The organism is Enterococcus alcedinis (assembly GCF_014635985.1).
GTDB classification, from domain to species: domain Bacteria; phylum Bacillota; class Bacilli; order Lactobacillales; family Enterococcaceae; genus Enterococcus_I; species Enterococcus_I alcedinis.
Map to the genome: position 1 here is coordinate 161,933 of NZ_BMDT01000003.1, position 19,596 is coordinate 181,528.

Annotated in this window: 15 protein-coding genes; 13 read left to right on the top strand and 2 right to left on the bottom strand. The window is 37.6% G+C overall.

Annotated elements, in window-relative coordinates:
• The first annotated feature begins 289 nt into the window (after positions 1 to 289).
• From allW to IEV09_RS05380, 7 genes are all read left to right on the top strand, one after another.
• Complete coding sequence (allW, locus tag IEV09_RS05350; protein ID WP_188367239.1) at positions 290 to 1,777, top strand: allantoin permease; 1,488 nt, start codon at positions 290 to 292, stop codon at positions 1,775 to 1,777.
• A 15-nt stretch (positions 1,778 to 1,792) separates the two neighbouring features.
• A complete protein-coding gene (allB, locus tag IEV09_RS05355; RefSeq protein ID WP_188367240.1) occupies positions 1,793 to 3,157 on the top strand; it encodes an allantoinase AllB in 1,365 nt (454 codons plus the stop codon).
• Between the two features lie 72 nt (positions 3,158 to 3,229).
• Positions 3,230 to 4,465, top strand: coding sequence for an MFS transporter (locus tag IEV09_RS05360; RefSeq protein WP_188367241.1), 1,236 nt, complete (start codon positions 3,230 to 3,232; stop codon positions 4,463 to 4,465).
• A gap of 162 nt (positions 4,466 to 4,627) precedes the next feature.
• Positions 4,628 to 5,365, top strand: coding sequence for a GntR family transcriptional regulator (locus IEV09_RS05365; protein ID WP_188367299.1), 738 nt, complete (start codon positions 4,628 to 4,630; stop codon positions 5,363 to 5,365).
• A 16-nt stretch (positions 5,366 to 5,381) separates the two neighbouring features.
• Positions 5,382 to 6,320 carry a hexose kinase gene (locus IEV09_RS05370; protein WP_188367242.1) on the top strand — a complete coding sequence of 313 codons (939 nt, stop codon included), beginning with the start codon at positions 5,382 to 5,384 and terminating at the stop codon, positions 6,318 to 6,320.
• Between the two features lie 276 nt (positions 6,321 to 6,596).
• On the top strand, positions 6,597 to 7,841 hold the full coding sequence (locus tag IEV09_RS05375; protein WP_188367243.1) for an MFS transporter: 1,245 nt from the start codon (positions 6,597 to 6,599) through the stop codon (positions 7,839 to 7,841).
• Between the two features lie 327 nt (positions 7,842 to 8,168).
• Complete coding sequence (locus tag IEV09_RS05380) at positions 8,169 to 8,837, top strand: helix-turn-helix transcriptional regulator (protein WP_188367244.1); 669 nt, start codon at positions 8,169 to 8,171, stop codon at positions 8,835 to 8,837.
• A 24-nt stretch (positions 8,838 to 8,861) separates the two neighbouring features.
• Here IEV09_RS05380 and IEV09_RS05385 read toward each other — a convergent pair whose 3' ends face one another.
• Entirely contained in the window at positions 8,862 to 9,704 is an 843-nt protein-coding gene (locus tag IEV09_RS05385; protein WP_188367245.1) for a helix-turn-helix domain-containing protein, read from the bottom strand.
• A gap of 559 nt (positions 9,705 to 10,263) precedes the next feature.
• On the opposite strand from IEV09_RS05385, the gene IEV09_RS05390 reads away from it, so the two are divergent.
• The 5 genes from IEV09_RS05390 to cydC all read left to right on the top strand — a co-directional run bounded on the left by IEV09_RS05390 (position 10,264) and on the right by cydC (position 17,211).
• On the top strand, positions 10,264 to 11,043 hold the full coding sequence (locus tag IEV09_RS05390; protein WP_188367300.1) for a sulfite exporter TauE/SafE family protein: 780 nt from the start codon (positions 10,264 to 10,266) through the stop codon (positions 11,041 to 11,043).
• A gap of 271 nt (positions 11,044 to 11,314) precedes the next feature.
• Positions 11,315 to 12,736 carry a cytochrome ubiquinol oxidase subunit I gene (locus IEV09_RS05395; RefSeq protein WP_188367246.1) on the top strand — a complete coding sequence of 474 codons (1,422 nt, stop codon included), beginning with the start codon at positions 11,315 to 11,317 and terminating at the stop codon, positions 12,734 to 12,736.
• Positions 12,736 to 13,752: a cytochrome d ubiquinol oxidase subunit II gene (gene cydB / locus IEV09_RS05400; RefSeq protein ID WP_188367247.1), complete on the top strand. Its 1,017-nt coding sequence runs from the start codon at positions 12,736 to 12,738 to the stop codon at positions 13,750 to 13,752. The genes IEV09_RS05395 and cydB overlap by 1 nt, the downstream gene beginning before the upstream one ends.
• Complete coding sequence (gene cydD / locus IEV09_RS05405) at positions 13,752 to 15,473, top strand: thiol reductant ABC exporter subunit CydD (RefSeq protein ID WP_188367248.1); 1,722 nt, start codon at positions 13,752 to 13,754, stop codon at positions 15,471 to 15,473. Before cydB ends, cydD begins: the two co-directional genes overlap by 1 nt.
• Positions 15,466 to 17,211: a thiol reductant ABC exporter subunit CydC gene (gene cydC / locus IEV09_RS05410; RefSeq protein WP_188367249.1), complete on the top strand. Its 1,746-nt coding sequence runs from the start codon at positions 15,466 to 15,468 to the stop codon at positions 17,209 to 17,211. The genes cydD and cydC overlap by 8 nt, the downstream gene beginning before the upstream one ends.
• 393 nt (positions 17,212 to 17,604) lie before the next feature.
• Here the strand turns inward: cydC and IEV09_RS05415 are convergent, their stop codons facing one another.
• Positions 17,605 to 18,585: a polyprenyl synthetase family protein gene (locus IEV09_RS05415; RefSeq protein WP_188367250.1), complete on the bottom strand. Its 981-nt coding sequence runs from the start codon at positions 18,583 to 18,585 to the stop codon at positions 17,605 to 17,607.
• 92 nt (positions 18,586 to 18,677) lie between these two features.
• Here IEV09_RS05415 and IEV09_RS05420 point away from each other — a divergent pair, with 92 nt between their 5' ends.
• Positions 18,678 to 19,586, top strand: a complete 909-nt coding sequence (locus tag IEV09_RS05420) for a prenyltransferase (protein ID WP_188367251.1) — start codon at positions 18,678 to 18,680, stop codon at positions 19,584 to 19,586.
• Positions 19,587 to 19,596 lie beyond the last annotated feature (10 nt).

Below are 19,596 nucleotides of genomic sequence, written 5' to 3' on the forward strand. Positions count from 1 at the left end.
ATTAGTGGTTCTCCGTTTTAGCGGAAATTCAGTTTAGGAGTTCACTGGTCAATTTGAACAAAGGGTAAAAAAAAATTGTCAATTTGACACGATGTAAGAAAAGAGGACAACGCTTACAATGAACTTGTAAATCATTTAAGAAAAACGTGAATTTTTTAAATGAGGCTTAAAGGCTATATATGCAACACTCACGATAATCGCGTGCGCACCGATTAGACACAACTATAGTATGGACAAGTAAAAGGACATTAAATGAAAAGGCTTTTATTTGTGAAAAGGAGAAATTCAAGTGAAAACAAATGATTACCCGTTAACTCAAGAAGAAGTTGACCGTTTCAGGAGTCGTAATTACAATGACGACTTATTACCAAAGACGCAAGATAAACGCAATATGGGAGTTAAAAACTTCTTTACACTCTGGATGGGATCGGTTCATAATATTCCGAACTATACCGCGGTAGGTGGCTTTATCTTCCTTGGGTTATCACCAATTAATGTGATGTTAGCTGTTGCGCTAAGTGCCCTATTTGTTTCAGCATTTATGATTTTTAACGGAAAAGCCGGTTCGAAATATGGGATTCCATTTGCTATGCATCTGCGCTCAACTTATGGTGACCTTGGAGCCAAACTTCCTGGTTTCTTACGTGGGGGAGTAGCGGCGATTGCCTGGTTTGGTTTACAAAACTATACGGGGTCGTTGGCTCTATTGGTGATTATCGGAAAGATTTGGCCAGGATTCTTAGCAATTGGTGGTGGAACGGAAATCTTAGGTATCGGTATTCCAGGTTTAATTTCATTCACAATTTTCTGGGCATTAAACGTTTTAATCGGTTTAGGTGGCGGCGGTATTTTAAACAAGTTCACCGCAGTTTTAAGCCCACTAATCTATGTTGTTATTGGTGGAATGGCAGTCTGGGCATTACGTGCTGCAGGCGGAATCGGACCAATCTTAGCTTACAATATCTCTGATGCAACAAGTAGCATCAATCCAATCTGGGCTTACTTAATTATCTTTAACTCAGTCATTGCCGTTTGGGCGGCGCCAGGAGCGAGTGTTTCTGACTTTACGCAAAATGCGGTATCAACAAAAGCTCAAATGGTGGGACAAACACTAAGCTTGATGGTTGCTTACTTAATGTTTGCTTTCTCAAGTGTTGTGATTTTAATCGGTGGATCAATTCATTACGGTATTCAAGAGTGGAACATCTTAAATTTAATCGAACGTTGGGATAGTTTCCCGGCGGTTATCTTAGCGATGTCGGTGTTCTTATTAACGACAATTTCAACCAATGCGACAGGAAATATTATTCCAGCGGGTTACCAATTAACTGCTTTATTCCCTAAACATTTAAATTATCGTTCAGGTGTCTTAATTGCGAGTGTTATCAGTTTCCTAATTATGCCTTGGAAATTAATGGCAAATGCGGATAGTATCTTTATTTTCTTAAATGCGATTGGTGCTGTATTAGGGCCAGTGGCGGGGGTAATGATTGCCAATTACTTCTTTGTTCAAAAAGAAAACATTGATTTAGATGCACTATATATGGACGTTGATAAAGATAACGCAGGTAATCCTTATCATGGTGTCAATAAAGCGGCTTATATTGCAACGATTATTGCGCTAGTTCTTTCATTAAGTGGTCAGTTCATTCCAGCCTTAAAAGGCATTTCTGATATCTCATGGTTCGTCGGATTTGCTACAGGTTTTGGAATTTACCTATTATTACCAAAAGCGACAAGTAAAGCAGTAACAACAAAACAAGTTGAAAACCAATAAGGGAGGAAATAGAATATGAGTTACGATTTAGTCATTAAAAATGGTTTAGTTATTTTAGAAGGCGGAGAAGTTCAAACTGACGTCGCAGTAAAAGATGGTGTGATTGCTGCAATTGGTGAGAACTTAGAAGGGGCAAAAACAATTAATGCAAATGGTCTAATTGTCAGCCCAGGTATGATCGATGCACACGTGCATATTACAGATCCAGGTGGTAACTACCGCGATGAGTGGGAAGGTTATGTAACAGGGACTGCTGCAAGTGCTAAAGGTGGCGTAACATCATTTATGGAAATGCCTCTAAACCAAATTCCAGCAACAGTGGATGGTAAAAGTATTGAAATTAAATACGCAGCTGGAAAAGACAAACTAAAAGTTGACGTTGCTTCTTATGGTGGTTTAGTACCATTTAACTTAGAAGGCGGCATTCAAGAATTAAACGATCACGGTGTTGCAGCTTACAAATGTTTCTTAGGTACTTGTGGTGACCGTACAATTGATGGCGACTTCGAAAACGTTGACGACTATTCATTGTATGAAGGAATGAAGCAAATTGCTAAGACAGGAAAAGTATTAGCAGTTCATGCAGAAAACCCAGACATTACTGACCGTTTAGGTGAAATTGCTTATAAGAATGGCGAAACAACACTAAAAGCTTACGTGGCGACACGTCCAGTCTTTACAGAAGTTGAATCGATTCGTCGTGTGATTTTCTTAGCAAAAGAAACAGGTTGTCGTATCCATATCTGTCATATTGCTTGTCAAGAAGGCGTGGATGAAGTCATCAAAGCCCAACAAGAAGGTGTAGACGTAACGTGTGAAACATGTACGCATTACTTATACTTTACAACCGATGAGTTGGATGCGATTGGACCAGTTGTGAAATGTTCACCACCGATCCGTGACGAAAAACAACAAGCCGGTTTATGGGAGCATGCATTTAACGGTGGGTTAGACTTTATTACATCAGATCACTCACCATGTACACCAGAATTAAAAGACAAAGAAAATGCGTTTGAAGCTTGGGGTGGTATCTCAGGTATCCAAAATAACGTTGATATCTTATTTGATGAAGGCGTACAAAAACGTGGCTTGCCATTAACGAAATTTGCAGAATTAATTGCAACGAATCCAGCTGATCGTTTTGGTCTAGAAAGCAAAGGACGCATCAGTATTGGTAAGGATGCAGACTTCGTGTTAATTAAACCGAATGCATCTTACGTATTGGAAGCAGAAGATTTAGAGTACCGCAACAAAATCAGCCCATATATTGGTCGTGAGATTGGTGCGCAAGTTGTACAAACGATTCTACGTGGACAAAGTATCTATAGCCAAGAAGAGGGAGTAACAAAAGAATTCCCAGGCGTATTTATTAAAAAATAACGTAGTGAAAGGTTGTCGACGTCCTGTCTTCAACCTTTCCTTTTTGCTTAAAAGATTTAGGGGGAATTAAGAATGTTAGAGAAGAAAACCATTCCATACTGGAAGCAAATTGTCGCAATCTTAACAGTTGGTTGGATTGTTATTTGGATTTACCGTACCGTATTGACGCCGATTTATCCAATTATTAGTGATTATTTTGGTGGTGCAAGCAATGCGCAATTAGGAAATATTTCGAGTTTTTATTTTTTTGGTTACGTCGTGATGCAGATACCTTCGGGATTACTCGTTGATAAACTTGGAAAGAAAAAGATTTTGATTCCTGGATTTATTGTTTTTGGATTAGGAACAGCACTCGTTGCAATGTCAACGACTTTACCAATGTTATTTGCCGGTAGTGTTTTAGCGGGTATTGGTTGTGGGACGTTCTATGGTGTGGCTTATTCGTTAACTGCAGAATATGTACCTAGTAACAAACGAAGTTTAGCGACAGCTATTGTTAATAGTGGAACAGCTGTGGGTAGTGGACTCGGTCTCGTTTCTTCAAGTTATTTTGTCGGAAAAGGCATCTTACCTTGGCAAGCGTTAATTTGGATTACCGTTGCTTTTATTGCAATTATGGTTCTAGTATTTATTAAATTTATTAAAAGTGATTATGTAAAAGCGACACCGAAAACAACAGAAGTGAAAGAAAAAGAATTAGGCGAAGGCAATACATTATTGAAACAATTGTTCCGTCCGCAAATGATTGCCGCTTATGTTTTATACTTCTCAACACTCTATACTTATTACTTGATTGATACATGGTTGCCAAACTTCTTAGAAACCGAGCGTGGTTTTGAAGGAACGGCAATTGGTTTAGTTTCTTCCTTAGTATTCTTCTCAGCGATTCCTGGAGCGTTAATTTTTAGTCGAATTGCCGATATGATTCCGCATAAAAAAGTACCAATCATTATTGGATTAGAATTGATGGCAGCAGCCATGTTATTCTTTATGATTGAAACGCAAAGTCAATCATTAGTAGTCGTTGGAATCATCCTTTATGGATTCTTTGGTAAATTAGCCGTTGAACCAATTATTATCTCTTGGTTAAGTCAATTTACCTCACGTAAAAGTGTGGCAACGACGTACGGTGTCTTTAACTTCTTTGGAATGACTGCTTCAGTAATTGTTCCATCATTAACAGGGAAGATTACCGATGTGGCGGGTTCAATGATTTATGCTTTCTATTTAGCGATTGGAATTATATTAGTCGGAACGACAATCTTCTTCCTAGTTAATAAGTTTGCCAAACCAACAGAAATAGCGTAAATAAGGCGCTTTACGAAAAAAACAAGACAATCGAATGTTTGATTCGAATGGTCTTGTTTTTTTGTTGCTGTTTCAGGATATTTCGTTGACAGGAAAGGGAATTAATAGTACTCTTATAACGTGGTAGTAACCAGTTAAAGAAGAGGAAATGAGGTGGAAAATATGGAAAAAGGATTAAGTAAACAACCATTATATACACAATTAGTTGATCTGCTAAAAGAAAAGATTGAAATGGAAATGGAAGCCAATGATATGTTACCCTCGGAACGCGAATTAACGAATCGCTATGGGTTGAGTCGGACAACTGTGCGCCTTGCATTACAAGAATTAGAAAAACAAGGTTACATTTATCGTCAACATGGTAAAGGCACATTTGTATCCGATTTAAGTAAACACGTGACGAATTTAGCCGGAAGTTACAGTTTTACGGAACAGATGGTTTCGTTAGGTAAGCAACCAGAAACCAAAATTTTAGAATTCATTATTATAGAAGCAAATAAATATTTGGCTAGTCAATTGTCCGTGAGTTTGGGTGAAAAGTTAATTAAATTAAAACGTCTACGCTCAGCCGATGGGCAACCGATGATGGTCGAACGTTCTTACTTACCATTGAAGAAATTTCTAGCTTTGACCGAAGAGATGCTTGAGCAAAAACCGCTTTATGATTTATTCTCTCAAGAGTTTAATCAACAAATTAAAGTTGCGAATGAAGAATTTTTTGCCAGCATTGCGCGAGCGAAAGATGCACGTCAGTTGGAAATTCCAGAGGGGGCTCCGGTCTTAAACTTGATTCGCACAACGTATAATGCTGAAAATGAAATTATTGAGTTTACGTTGAGTGTGGCCCGTGCCGATCAATTCCGTTACAAAATCACTCATGTCAGAACAGCAGAGAGCTAATGAAAGGGGAAAACCAATGATTGTAACTGTTACAATGAATCCTTCAATTGATATTTCATATCCATTAGAAACACTCAAACTAGATACGGTGAACCGCGTACCGTTTGTCAGTAAAACTGCAGGTGGAAAAGGCTTGAATGTGACCCGTGTAATTGATCAATTAGGTGGCGATGTTTTAGCTACTGGATTACTCGGTGGGCATCATGGTGCATTCATTCAAAGTCAGCTAAACATAGAGGGCATTAATCATCAGTTTGCTAAAATTGCTGGTGAGACACGTAATTCGATTGCGATTTTACATGATGGTGGCCATCAAACTGAAATTTTAGAAGCAGGTCCCGAGGTATCGATCTTAGAGTTAGCGGCTTTTGAAAAACAGTTGCATCTGTTATTAAAAGAGGCTTCGCTCGTAACGCTTTCGGGTAGCTTAGCAACAGGCATTCCAGTTGACTATTATCAACGATTATTAAGTATTGCAAACCAATATGGCGTAAAAACATTACTCGATACTTCAGGAAAAAGTTTAAAGGCGAGTTTAGAAAATACCGAAAAACCGTATTTAATTAAACCGAATACTGAAGAGATTTCCGATTTAATGGGTCAAGAATTAGTCATTGAGGACTTGGAACAAGTAAAGCTTCTTCTTTCTGGTGATATTTTTACAGGTGTGGAATGGATTGTCATCACTTTAGGTGCCAAAGGTGCAATTGTTAAGCAAGGGACTGATTTTTATCGCGTAGAAATTCCAGAAATTGCGGTCGTGAACCCCGTTGGTTCTGGCGATGCGGCAATTGCCGGTCTGGCGTTTGCTTTAGATTCAGATTTTTCCGTCGAAGAAGTTCTAAAGTATGGCATGGTAACAGGTATGTTGAATGCGATGGAAAGAAAAACAGGCCATATCAACCCGGATAAATTAGATAAACTAAAAGAAAAAATTGTTGTGACGAAAATTTAATTAAAAAAAGAGCGCTCAAGTTTGTGAAGACTTCAGTGCTTTTTGGTTGTTTTGCATGTACAAATATCTGATTTCAGATGATCTATCACCGATTGAAATCAGTGGTATAGGTGCTTTTCAACAATAAACGAGCTGTTTTGTATGAAATGAACAATCGTAAATTTATGTTTGTGAGATAACGCCAATGTAACGGATTGTGGCATCGTTTACAATAATTCAGGTAAGTAAAAAGAAATGTTGCGAGTATTTCGTTATCGTTTACATGGAGGGAAAAAAATGGAAACAACAGAAAACAAAACAGGTTTTGCGTACTGGAAAAAAATCGTTATCCTACTTTGTGCTGGTTGGATGGCAATTTGGATTTATCGTTCAGCACTATCACCGATTTACCCACAAATTAGTAGTTCACTAAAAGGTGGCGCTTCGGATACAGCATTAGGACTTATTTCAAGTTTTTATTTTACAGGATATGTAGCAATGCAAATTCCAGCAGGATTATTAGTTGATAGAATTGGTAAGAAAAAAGTTTTAATTCCTGGATTTATTTTATTCGGGATTGCAGCATTTATCATTTCTCAAGCAACAACAATTGGCGTAATTTACGCAGCAAGCTTATTAGCCGGTGTTGGTTGTGGATCATTCTACGGTTCAGCTTACAGCTTAACGTCAGAATACATTCCTCAAGCAAAACGTAGCTTCTCAACAGCGATCGTTAACAGTGGTTCAGCAGTTGGTTCAGGTTTAGGATTAATCTTATCAAGTTTCTTAGTTGCACAACGTGGTTTACCATGGCAAACAATGATGTATATCACAGTTGCTTTAGTAATCATCATGTTAATTGCTTTCCAAACAATCATTAAAGAGTCTAAATCAGATGAAGTTGTGAAAACAGCAGTTAAAGAAGAGGTAAAAGTAGAAGCACCAAAAGAAAAAGCATCAATGAAAACATTATTTCAACCAAAAATGTTATTTGCTTACATCTTATACTTTGCAACATGTTATGCATACTACATGACAGTAACATGGTTACCAAGTTTCTTAGGAACAGAACGTGGATTCGAAGGAGCTGCAATTGGCTTCTCAGCAGCATTAGTATCATTTGCTTCAATTCCTGGTGCATTAGCATTCAGTCGTTTAGCAGATAAGTTCATGGATCATAAAGTTCGTTTTATCGTTATTTTACAATTCTCAGCAGCAATCATGCTGTTACTTACAGTTCAAGCGACAAACTCAACATTCTTATTAATTGCGTTAATCATGTACGGATTCTTAGGTAAATTAGCAGTTGAACCAATCATTATCTCTTGGTTAGGCGACAACGCACCTAAAGTTGGAATTGGTACAACACTAGGCGTATTCAACTTCTTCGGAATGATGTCGTCAATTATTGCTCCAGCATTAACTGGTCAAATCTCAGACGTAACAGGCTCTAAAGTAATGGGCTTCTACATCTCAGTTGGTCTATTAGTTATTGGAACAACACTATTCATGTTAGCAAACATGAAGAAAAAAGCAGCATAAATCTTGTTACCCACAAACACCCGTTGGAAAAGATGATTCCTTTTTCAGTGGGTGTTTTTTTGTGTCTTGAATTGTCAAATTAAACGCAACACCTTGCCAAAGAAGAGGGAACTCTTCAGGTAATGACACGAATTAGAACGATAGATAGTCAATGAAATTTTTCTTTTTTAAGGTGTTAATGGGAAAATATAAGGAAGTCGAAAGGGGAACAAACCTTGTTAAATCAACGTGTGTAGAAACTTGTCAGTCGATTTTAAGGGATGTGATGAAATGGCGCTAGCCTTTTGACCCCGTAATGGTTAATCTGACTTTGAAAGGAGAAATAACATGACTTTTGGAAATAAACTAAAAAAATTAAGAAATGAAAAAGGAATGACACAAGAACATTTAGGCGAAAAACTACAAGTTTCACGCTCAACGATTTCGAGTTGGGAGACAAGTCGGAGTTATCCGGATTTGCAAATGATTGTTGTTATTTGCGACTTGCTCGAAACGTCGCTAGATGAACTATTAAGAGAGGATGTTACCATTGTGAAGAAATTAAGTTTTGATACAAAAGCAAAAAAAATATTCATGTGGGTGGCGCTATTGGCTGTATTTCTCATTGGAAATCAGGCTTTATCTTCCATAACGTTTAAAGCTAATCCGAAGCAAATAGAAGTAACAGAAATGAACATCGTTAGAGATTGGGGTTATCATGGTGGAGATGCTGATCGTGATTGGAATACAACGATCGATAGTCGCTTGATTTCAAAGAATCCTTTTTTTAAAGTCATTAATGAGGATTTTTTATTAGCTAAAAAAGATGACAAGTTGACTGGGATGGTCTATGGCTCGTTTAACTTTTTCCACCTATTTACGACAAACAAGACGAGTATTACGCAGAGTGTCTTGCTAGAAAAAGAAACAAAAAATGACGAACTGGCAATTTTTTTTAATGGCCAAGCAGTTGATCCAAAAATAATGACTATTTCAGAAATTAATATTCAAAAATAATTAAAGACCTGAAATCCGACTTAATTATCGGAAATTCAGGTCTTTTGTGTCTTCAGCAATAAGTAAAACATTGTTTTGGTATGGCGTTTGAGTGAGTAATCGATTTTGATAGTCGGTTAAAAAAAGGAGTATGCGTGGATCAAGAGAAAGAAACGACAAGTCGGTCACTGGCATAATGGTTTCAATCAAGCCAAACAGTTGTCGGGCGATATGATTCCAGCCTTTTTCACTCAAGTGGAAAGAAAAGGACGCTTGCCCAGTTATTTTTGTCGGGAGAAAGTGATTCAAACTTTGCCCGCAACGCAATCGTAATTGTTGAACTTCGCTAAAGCGTTCATAAAGCGCTCGCTTACAAAACCAGTTTAAAGGGGAATCGAAAATTAACGATAAGCAAAAGCTAAGCCAGCGAATAGACAGTTCGCATCCTTTTAAAATGGGATCAGTCTGAAAGGAAATCTCGATTGAGTAAGGAGCAAGTGCAGTGACTGTTTTTCGAATAGCTCGCTTAATCGTTGATTGGCTTAAGTGTAACTGTCGAGCTAAATCATTGATAGTCGTGGAGTGAATGTTAGTTATCGCCCATAAAATTTGACAGCTCTGGTTTTGTTGATAGAGATGCGCAAAGAGATTAAGATATTGTGTCGTTGAACAAGTTAATTGGACCGAATGCTGTGTTAATTGAAAAAACTTTCGATAGGGTTGATTTAACAGTTGATCGAACCAATTTTTGATTTGGCGAAGAATACCTTCTTTGGTTTGTTGTTTATTTTTGGCGAAAAAGACGAGCGCAATTGGTTCTTCAATCGGATTGGCTATAAGAATATCAAAAATGATTTGTTCTGGTTTCGTTAAAATAGTATGTAACATTTTTATCACCTCGCAGTTAAAATAGCATGTTCGCAAAGGTGTCGTTTATTAGCTCTTGTTTAAAAAGGGCCCTTTTTAAAATGAAACTGCGTCTAATAGTAGATTTGTTTTCGAAAAACAAGAAATTTTAAATAATAATGTTTAAGAAAGCTTTAAGATAAATCATTTAGGTCGATAAAGGTCAAAAGGAAGGGAGTGTTGTCAAGTTGTTATTAACAAAAGTTGAGCTTATCAGCTTTTAGCTCGTTTTTTAGTCGAAACAAATATTAGAAAACAGGCGATAATGAAAAACGAGTAAGTATAATGGAAAAAAAGGGCCTATATTGGTTTTCTTTGTGAAAATTTATTTTCGTAACACATGTTTATCAATGTTTTGGTTTTCATCTTTCACAAAGACCTTAGAAAAGACCTGGTTTTTCGCTATTTCAAGTAAAAAATCAGCAAGATGCGATTTGCATTTTAAGTTAAAATTTGCTAAAATATTCCTCTTTTTTTAAGAGCCGAAATCAAGTAGTATAGAAGGATAAGGAAAAGGGAGTGAAGTGGATTGACGATTGGAATATTAGGAATGCTTTATTTTATGATTATTGTCTTAGCAAATACGATCGGGGCAATTTCTGGCATGGGTGGTGGAGTCATTATTAAACCGATTTTTGATTTAGTTGGTGTCCACCAAGTGGCGGAAATATCATTCTATGCAGCCGTAGCAGTCTTTGTGATGTCGATTGTTTCGACCTATCGACAAGTTCAAAATGGCATTAAAATCGCTTGGCGTTTTGCAGCTTGGGTTTCTTTTGGTGCAGTCATTGGCGGTTTTGTCGGTACGGCTTTACTCGATTGGTTTATTCTACGTTTGCCAAATGAAGGGTATGCGAAGCTGATTCAGATTGGTTTAACGATTGTCACACTACTATTCGCCTTTGTCTATACAAAATATGATCGACCGAAGCTGTCTTTACAGCATGTTGGATGGTACGTGTTATGTGGATTTATTTTAGGGACATTAGCAAGTTTATTGGGAATTGGGGGAGGACCGATTAACGTGTCACTCTTAATGCTACTTTTTGCGTTACCGATGAAAGATGCAACCGTCTATTCGATTTGCACGATTTTTTTCTCACAATTAGCCAAATTGATTTCAATTGGATTAACGAGTGGTTTTGCCATTTTTGATTTGCGTTTATTGCTTTTTGTGATTCCAGCCGCGATTATTGGCGGATTTTTAGGTGCGAAACTAAGTGGTTTGCTGTCTAGCGATAAGGTAACAATTGTTTTTCAAATGGTCATTCTTTTTGTTTTATTGATTAATATCTATAACGGACTTGTGTTAATATTGTAACAGCATTACCTTTAAAGAATAACGAGAGATTTATTTGCAGAAACACAGATATAGCAGTTAATCTCACAAGCAGATTAGTTGCTTTTTTTGTAATAAAAACTATGCTTATAAAGAAAGACTAATGTTGTATTGTAAAGTCAGCCACTAAGAATCAATCTATTTGTGAAAAATTTATTTGTCATTATTTCGATTTTTTTTAACGCTGTTTTATTACTTCAGACAACTTTGCGAATTTCTTTCGAGTATAAACAACGAGAAATGAGGGAGAGCAATGGATATTGTGACACTAGCACGCATTCAGTTTGCGATGACAACAGTGTTTCACTACTTTTTCGTACCATTTTCGATTGGTACGGGATTGATCGTAGCCATTATGGAGACGATGTATGTTATTAAGAAACAAGATATTTATTTAAAAATGGCGAAATTTTGGGCGAGTATTTTCTTGCTAAGTTTTGCAGTTGGTGTTGTAACCGGCTTAATCCAAGAATTCCAATTTGGAATGAACTGGTCAGACTACTCTCGATTTGTAGGAGATATTTTTGGGGCGCCTTTAGCAATTGAAGCGCTACTTGCTTTCTTCTTGGAATCAACTTTTATTGGATTATGGTTATTTACGTGGAATAAAGTCAGTCCAAAACTACACGTTACTTTCATGTGGTTGGTGGTTTTTGGAACATTTATGTCTGCTTTTTGGATCTTAGTAGCCAATGCCTTTATGCAACATCCAGTCGGTTATACGATTAATAATGGGCGTGCAGAAATGACCGATTTTGTGGCGTTAATTACCAGTCATCAAGTTTGGTATGAGTTCACTCACGTGATTTCAGGTGCGATTATTATGGGTGGTACAGTGATTGCAGGTATGGCAGGTATTCAATTGTTAAGACAAAAAACAATGAGTGAAATCACACGCGATATTTATAAAAAATCAATGCGTATTGGTTTTATCGTTGCGTTAGTCGGTTCACTGGGTGTCTTAGGTACTGGTGACTTACAAATGAAAGCGTTGGTTGAAGATCAACCAATGAAATTCGCTGCAACAGAAGGATTATATGAAGACTCGGGTGATCCGGCTGCTTGGACAGTCATTGCTTGGATGAATACACATGAGAGAGAACGCGTATTTGGGATCGAAATCCCTTATATGTTAAGTATTTTATCTTATAACAAGCCATCGGGTTATGTTAAAGGGATGAATACAATCGAGGCAGAACTGGTTGAAGAACATGGTGAAGGAAACTATTTCCCACCAGTTAATACCTTATTCTGGACATTTAGAATTATGGCCGGGATTGGCATGTTAACATTACTTGTTTCAAGTGCAGGACTATTCTTTACAAGGAAGAAAAAACCAATCCTTTATGAAAAACGCTGGATGTTATGGGTGGTTTCATTAATGACTATCACGCCATTTTTAGCGAATACTTCTGGTTGGTTAGTGACTGAATTAGGTCGCTTCCCATGGACGGTTTATGGTTTATTTAAGATTGAAGACAGTGTCTCACCGAATGTTTCGGCGACGTCCTTACTGATTTCGAATATCACTTACTTCACGTTATTCTTAGTTTTAGGTGGTGTGATGATTTACTTTGTGAATCGTCAACTACATAAAGGACCGGAACATGCGGAAGAACTTGAAGCAATCGAAAACCAAGCAGCAAAAGATCCATTTGATGGAGGTGGCTACTAATGAGTGGTTTACAATTATTTTGGTTCGTTTTAATCGGTATTTTATTTTCAGGCTTTTTCTTCTTAGAGGGCTTTGACTTTGGTGTTGGAATGTCGACAAAAACATTGGCATTTAATGAAGAAGAAGAAAATCAAGTGATTGCGACAATTGGTCCAGTTTGGGATGGAAATGAAGTTTGGCTAGTCACTGCCGGTGGCGCGATGTTTGCATCTTTTCCGTTTTGGTATGCGTCACTCTTTAGTGGTTATTACTTAATCTTATTATTGATTTTAGTTGGTTTAATTATTCGTGGTGTTTCTTTTGAATTCCGTGGGAAAAGTCAAAAGCATAAATCACTATGGACATGGACGTTAGCCATTGGGAGCTTTATGGTACCATTTTTCTTTGGTATTTTATTTACGAGTTTAATTCAAGGCATGCCAATCGATGCAAATGGTGATATGATGGCAACCTTTACGGACTATATTAACCCGTTATCACTAGTCGGTGCGATTGCTTTAACATTGCTTTCATACTTACATGGAATGAATTACTTAGCGCTTAAAACAACAGGTCCTGTCCGTATTAAAGCAAAAAATCATGCGCAAGCATTGTATTGGGTTTTATATGCAGGCTTAGCCTTGTTCAGTATTTTATTGTACTTCAATACTGATTTCTTTGAAAACAACTTCATGCTAACAACGGCTTTCTTGGTTGTGATGGTTGCTTTAACAGTGATTGCGAATGTGGCGCTTAACCGTCACAAAGAGCTCTTAGCATTTATCGCAAGTGGTTTTACGATCGTTGCGTTAGTCGCATTACTTTTCACTGGTTTATTCCCACGTGTGATGATTAGTTCCATTTCGCCGGAATATGATATCTTGATTCAAAATGCGACATCGACACCGTATACTTTAAGAATCATGAGTATGGTTTCGTTAACGATATTACCGTTTGTACTAGGCTATATCGCATGGTCTTACTATATCTTTAGAGGGCGTATCAGACATGATGAGCCAATGGAGGAGCATTATTAATGATGGATAAAGCTTTAATGGGCTTATCCAAGATTAAACAAATAATGGGGATGCTTGCAGGACTAGCCGTTTTGCAAGCTCTCTTTATTATTGGACAAGCTTATACGTTAGCAACAGTGATTACCCACCTATGGGAAGGCAACAGTATGCAAGGACAAGGTATTTGGTTAGCAAGTTTCTTCGTCATCTTTCTAGCGCGTCATGGCGTGACTTGGATACGAAACCACCTGTTAGATCAATATGCAGCGAAACAAGCACAAGTGTTGCGCAAGCAATTATTAGAAAAGATATTTCGTGTGGGTCCAAGTATTGTACAAGATAAAGGTACAGGAAATATGACGACAATGGCACTTGAAGGTGTGAATCAAGTCGAGAATTATATTCATTTGATTTTAGTTAAAATGATGAATTTAATGATTATTCCCTGGATTATTTTAGCCTTTATTTTTTACTTAGATATTCGCTCAGGCGTGATTTTAATTTTTATTTATCCGCTAATTATTTTATTTATGGTTATCCTAGGCTACGCAGCACAAGCCAAAGCGGATCGCCAATACGCGTCTTTCCAAATTTTGGCCAATCATTTCATTGATTCATTACGTGGAATGGATACGTTAAAAATGTTTGGTATTAGTAAACGCTATGGTAAAAGTATTTATAAAACAAGTGAGGCTTTTCGTAAGTCCACGATTAGTACTTTAAAAATTGCTATTCTTTCGAGTTTTGCCCTCGACTTTTTCACGACACTTTCCGTAGCGATTGTGGCGGTTATGTTGGGCTTGCGCTTATTGAATGGTGTGGTCTTTTTATTTCCGGCACTAACCGTGTTGATTTTGGCACCTGAATATTTCTTGCCGATTCGTGATTTCTCTGCGGATTATCATGCAACACTCGATGGGAAAAATGCGATGGCCGCGATTCGTGAAGTGTTAGAGACACCAGAAACGGTGACTGAGCCAATTGAAGTCCCTTTATGGGATGAATCCTCAACATTAGGACTGGAGCAAGTGAGTCTGGATTATGATGGACAAAAAGCGCTTGAATCGATTCAATTTACAGCAAAAGGCTATCAAAAAATTGGCGTCATCGGGATGAGTGGTTCCGGGAAATCAACGTTGATGAATATTTTAAGTGGCTTTTTAATGCCAAAATCAGGCAGTGTGATGTTGAATGACCAACCATTAGCGAATTTTGCACAAGAAGATTGGCAGAAACAATTACTCTATATTCCGCAAAATCCTTATATTTTCCAATTATCTTTACGTGAAAATTTAACGTTTTATACCCCAGATGCAACGGACGCAGAAGTGCTACAAGCCGTGGAAGTCGTTGGGTTAACCGCATTGGTAGCCGAACTACCAGATGGTTTGGAGACGCAACTCGGAGGTGGGGCTCGAACATTAAGTGGTGGGCAAGCACAACGGATTGCTTTAGCGCGTGCTTTTTTAGACCACTCACGTAAAGTGTTAGTTTTTGATGAACCGACTGCTCATCTAGATATCGAGACAGAGATTGAAATTAAAGAAGGAATGTTACCTTTGATGGAAAATCGCCTCGTATTCTTTGCCACGCACCGTTTGCATTGGATGCATCAGATGGATCAAATCATCGTTTTGAAAGAAGGTAAAATTGTAGAAATGGGAACGTTTGACGAATTAGTTCAGCGACAAGATCACTTCTATGATTTAACGAAACAAATGAGGGGGGATAGCGATGTTTAAAATTCCACTCCGTGAGGCTTTTGCCCAAGATACATGGGTGAAACCTTTTATGAAAAAGTATAAAAATGCGCTGATTTTAGCATTAGCTCTTGGATTTCTAACATTCTTGAGTGCCGGTGGTTTGATGTTTATTTCAGGTTATTTAATTACTCGAGCCGCTTCACGTCCAGAAAATATTTTGATGATTTATATTCCGATTGTCTTTACACGTGGGTTCGGAATTAGTCGCCCAGTCTTTCGTTATTTAGAACGTTTAGTGAGCCATAATTGGGTTTTGAAGATGACCTCGAAATTACGTTTGAAATTGTATCAAACGCTTGAAACCGATGGTGTGTTCTTTAAACGAAATTATCGTATGGGTGATATTTTAGGTATGCTAGCGGAAGATATTAACCATATTCAAGATCTTTATTTACGGACGATTTTCCCAACGGTTATCGCCTGGCTGTTGTACATTGCGATTGTGATTGCTCTAGGATTCTTCTCGTTATGGTTTGCGTTAGTGATGGCGTTGTTATTATTCTCTATCGTGGTAGTCTTTCCACTATGGTCATTGATCATCAATGGCGCACGACAAGAAAGAGAAAAACAATTAAAATCAGCACTTTATAGTGAATTAACGGACAACGTATTAGGTGTTTCCGACTGGATTTTTAGTCAGCGGGGCACAGAGTATGTGGCGTTACATGAAGAAAGTCAGGCACAATTACTTAATCTACAAGAGAAAGTTCGACGCTTTAATAATCGTCGTGATTTCTTAGTTGAAAGTGTTTTTGGTGTGATTGTTGTTGCACTCGTACTTTGGACGAGTCAAACATTTATCGGAAACCATGGTGGTCCGGCCAACTGGATTGCAGCATTTGTCTTAAGTGTCTTTCCTTTAGTGGATGCCTTTAATGTTCTACCCTCTGCGGCAGAAGAAACGAATCGTTACAAAGACTCGTTGGTACGCTTGAACGAGGTGCCAACGAGAACAGAAGCACAATTAACAGAAACGTTTAATGGTATACCAGAAATTCAAATTCAAAATGTTTCTTATACCTATCCAAATACCACAAAAAAAGTTTTAGATAATTTAAGTCTTCGTTTACCAGTTGGTCATAAACTAGCTATCTTAGGTCGTAGTGGCTCTGGTAAAAGTACGTTAGCAAGCTTAATCCGTGGTGATTTAGCACCAAGTGAGGGAGAAATCACACTTGGTGGCATCGAAACGAAAGCATTTGGTGATGCCATCTCTGAGCAAATTGGTGTAATTCAACAAACCCCGTATTTATTTAATACAACGATTTTAAATAACTTACGATTAGGTAACCAAAAAGCCAGTGAAGAAGAAGCTTGGGATGTTCTTGAAAAAGTCGGATTAAAAACACTCGTTGAAAGCTTACCAGAAGGTTTACTTACAATGGTTGATGAAGCCGGCTTACGATTTTCAGGTGGTGAACGCCATCGTTTAGCATTAGCGCGTCTATTATTAAAAGAAACGCCAATCATTTTATTCGATGAGCCAACAGTCGGACTCGATCCAATCACAGAACAAGCCTTAATTGACACCTTCTTTGAAACACTAAGTGACAAAACCATTATTTGGATTACTCATCATTTACAAGGAATCGAAAAAATGGACCAAGTCATTTTCATTGAAGACGGCCAATTAGAAATGTCCGGCAACCCAAGAGAACTCGCAAAAACCAACCCAAGATATAAAAAACTAAAAACGATAGATGAAGGAAGGTTGTAATTGAAGCGTTCAGTGTCGAGTAATAAGCAAGAAAGTGTTTGAAAGTGTTCTTTACTTTCAAAAAACTTTTAGCTTATTACCGAGACGCTGCTTTAATTGCACCGTTTATCTCAGAGGTTGTAATTGAAGCGTTCAGTGTCGAGTAATAAGCAAGAAAGTGTTTGAAAGTGTTTTTTACTTCCAAAAAACTTTTGGCTTATTACCGAGACGCTGCTTCAATTGCACCGTAAATCAGAGGTTATAAAAAGAGTGCTCAGCGATAAGCGATAAGAGAGCATTAGAAAAAATCGCTTTTTGATTTTATTCTAGTGATCACTTATCTCCGCCATCGCTACTCTTTTTTCACTGTTACAAATAGTAAAAAATCCCACGGCGGAAATTTCCGCCATGAGATTAATAAGTACGTATTAAGAGTTGTGTCGTTAATTTTTTTAAGGCTTTGCGTGTATCGCTTTTTGGTAAACGATCAATGCTTTCCAGAGCATCATTGGTATAGCGTTGGGCGTATTTCTTTGCCTGTTTTACACCACCATGCTTGATAACCAGTTTCATGACTTCTTCTGCTTCTGCCAAAGTCACTTGACTGCCTTTTTCAAAGTAAGGTGAAAAGACGTCAGGTTGTGCTTCTTTGGCTAGGAGTAGCGGTAATGTGTAAACCCCTTGGACAAAATCTTCCAAGACCGGTTTTTTGAGTTCTTTTTTATCAGCAGTGTAGTCTAAGATATCATCAAATATTTGAAAGGCCATACCGATATTTCGGCCAATCTCAGATGCTTGCGTGGCAATTTCTGGTGACGTTTGTCCAAAAGCTGCACCTTCTAAACAAGCGAGTGAAAAGAGTTCAGCGGTTTTGCCATTAATATTATTTAAATAATTTTCGACGGAACCCTTACTGTTATAACGGCTAGCCATTTGATTTAATTCACCGAGCAATAACTGTTTCATTGCTAAAGCGTTAACCGCCATATACTCTGAAGCATTCATTGTTTCAATAATTAAATCAAAGAAAACCGTAAATAGTAAATCACCTGTATAGACAGCAATGTCTTTTCCAAAGCGTGATTGAATCGTTGAGACGCCTCTGCGTAAAGGAGAGTCGTCAATAATGTCATCGTGAACAAGTGTGGCCATATGTAAAAGCTCTAAAGAAGCAGCAATTTTAATCAGTTGGTCGGAATCTTGTTTTTCGGGATTTCCTAGATCCGAAAAGAAAAAGAAAAAGGCTGGGCGTAAAAACTTCCCACCTGCTTGAGTCATTTCGATCAAGGCGTCTTGAATATCAGGGTTTTCAACTTTTAGACGTTCCTCAATTAATGAGCAAACGGTTTGGAGTTTATTTTGAATCGTGGGATAATTGTTCCAGTAAGTAAGCATCAGATGTATCCTTTCTTAAAAGCATTCTTTATTATTTTAACGCATCTCATAGTAAAAAGGCAATCTTATGCCTTCCAAGTAAAGGAGTTCACATGTCAATTAAGATTTTTTTCGAATTAGTCGAAATAAAAGCCAAAACAGCGAGCGTCCTACCCTTTTTAATCGGCTTATGTTACAGCTATTATCACTATGGCATCCTACATTTAGGTTATGTAACGATTTATTTTATCGCGATGTTCATTTTTAATATGGCCGTCGATATTTTAGATAACTATAATGACTACTTAAATGCGACCGATGTCCATGATTATAAAGATAAAACCAATGTCATTGGGCGCGAAAATTTATCCTTGTCTTTGATTCGCTGGATGATTACACTAATGGTAATTGTTTCAGCAGGAATTGGTATTTGGTTAGCTTCACAAGTTGGCTGGCCATTACTTTGGATGGGGCTGTATTGTTATTTAGTCGGTATTTTTTATTCTTCGGGTCCAAAACCCTTATCCAGTTTACCATTGGGAGAATTTTTCTCCGGTTTTACAATGGGTATGATGATTGCGTTAATTACCGTTTATCTCAATGCATTTGAGGTATTCGAATGGCAAGCACAAGAACTACTGAATATTGCAGTGATCGCCTTACCGAATACGATGTGGATTGCGAATCTTATGTTAGCGAATAATATTTGCGACCTAGAAGAAGATCGCCATAACAAGCGATATACGTTAGTCCATTACTTAGGGAAATCAAAAGCACTACAGCTTTTTATCGTCCTTAACATCATTGCATTTATTAGTATTGGTGCGTCCGTTGTACTTGGAATTGCACCCAAAACCGTTTTACTTAGTTATTTAATTGTGCCATTTGTTTGGAAACAAACGACGATTTTTTTGAAAAAACAAGAGAAACTAGTCACTTTCCAAACGGCCATTAAAATATTAGCAATTGGTTCCACCGTTCAAGTATGTACCTATTTTTTAGGTATCATTATTTCCAGATAAAAAAGAAAGA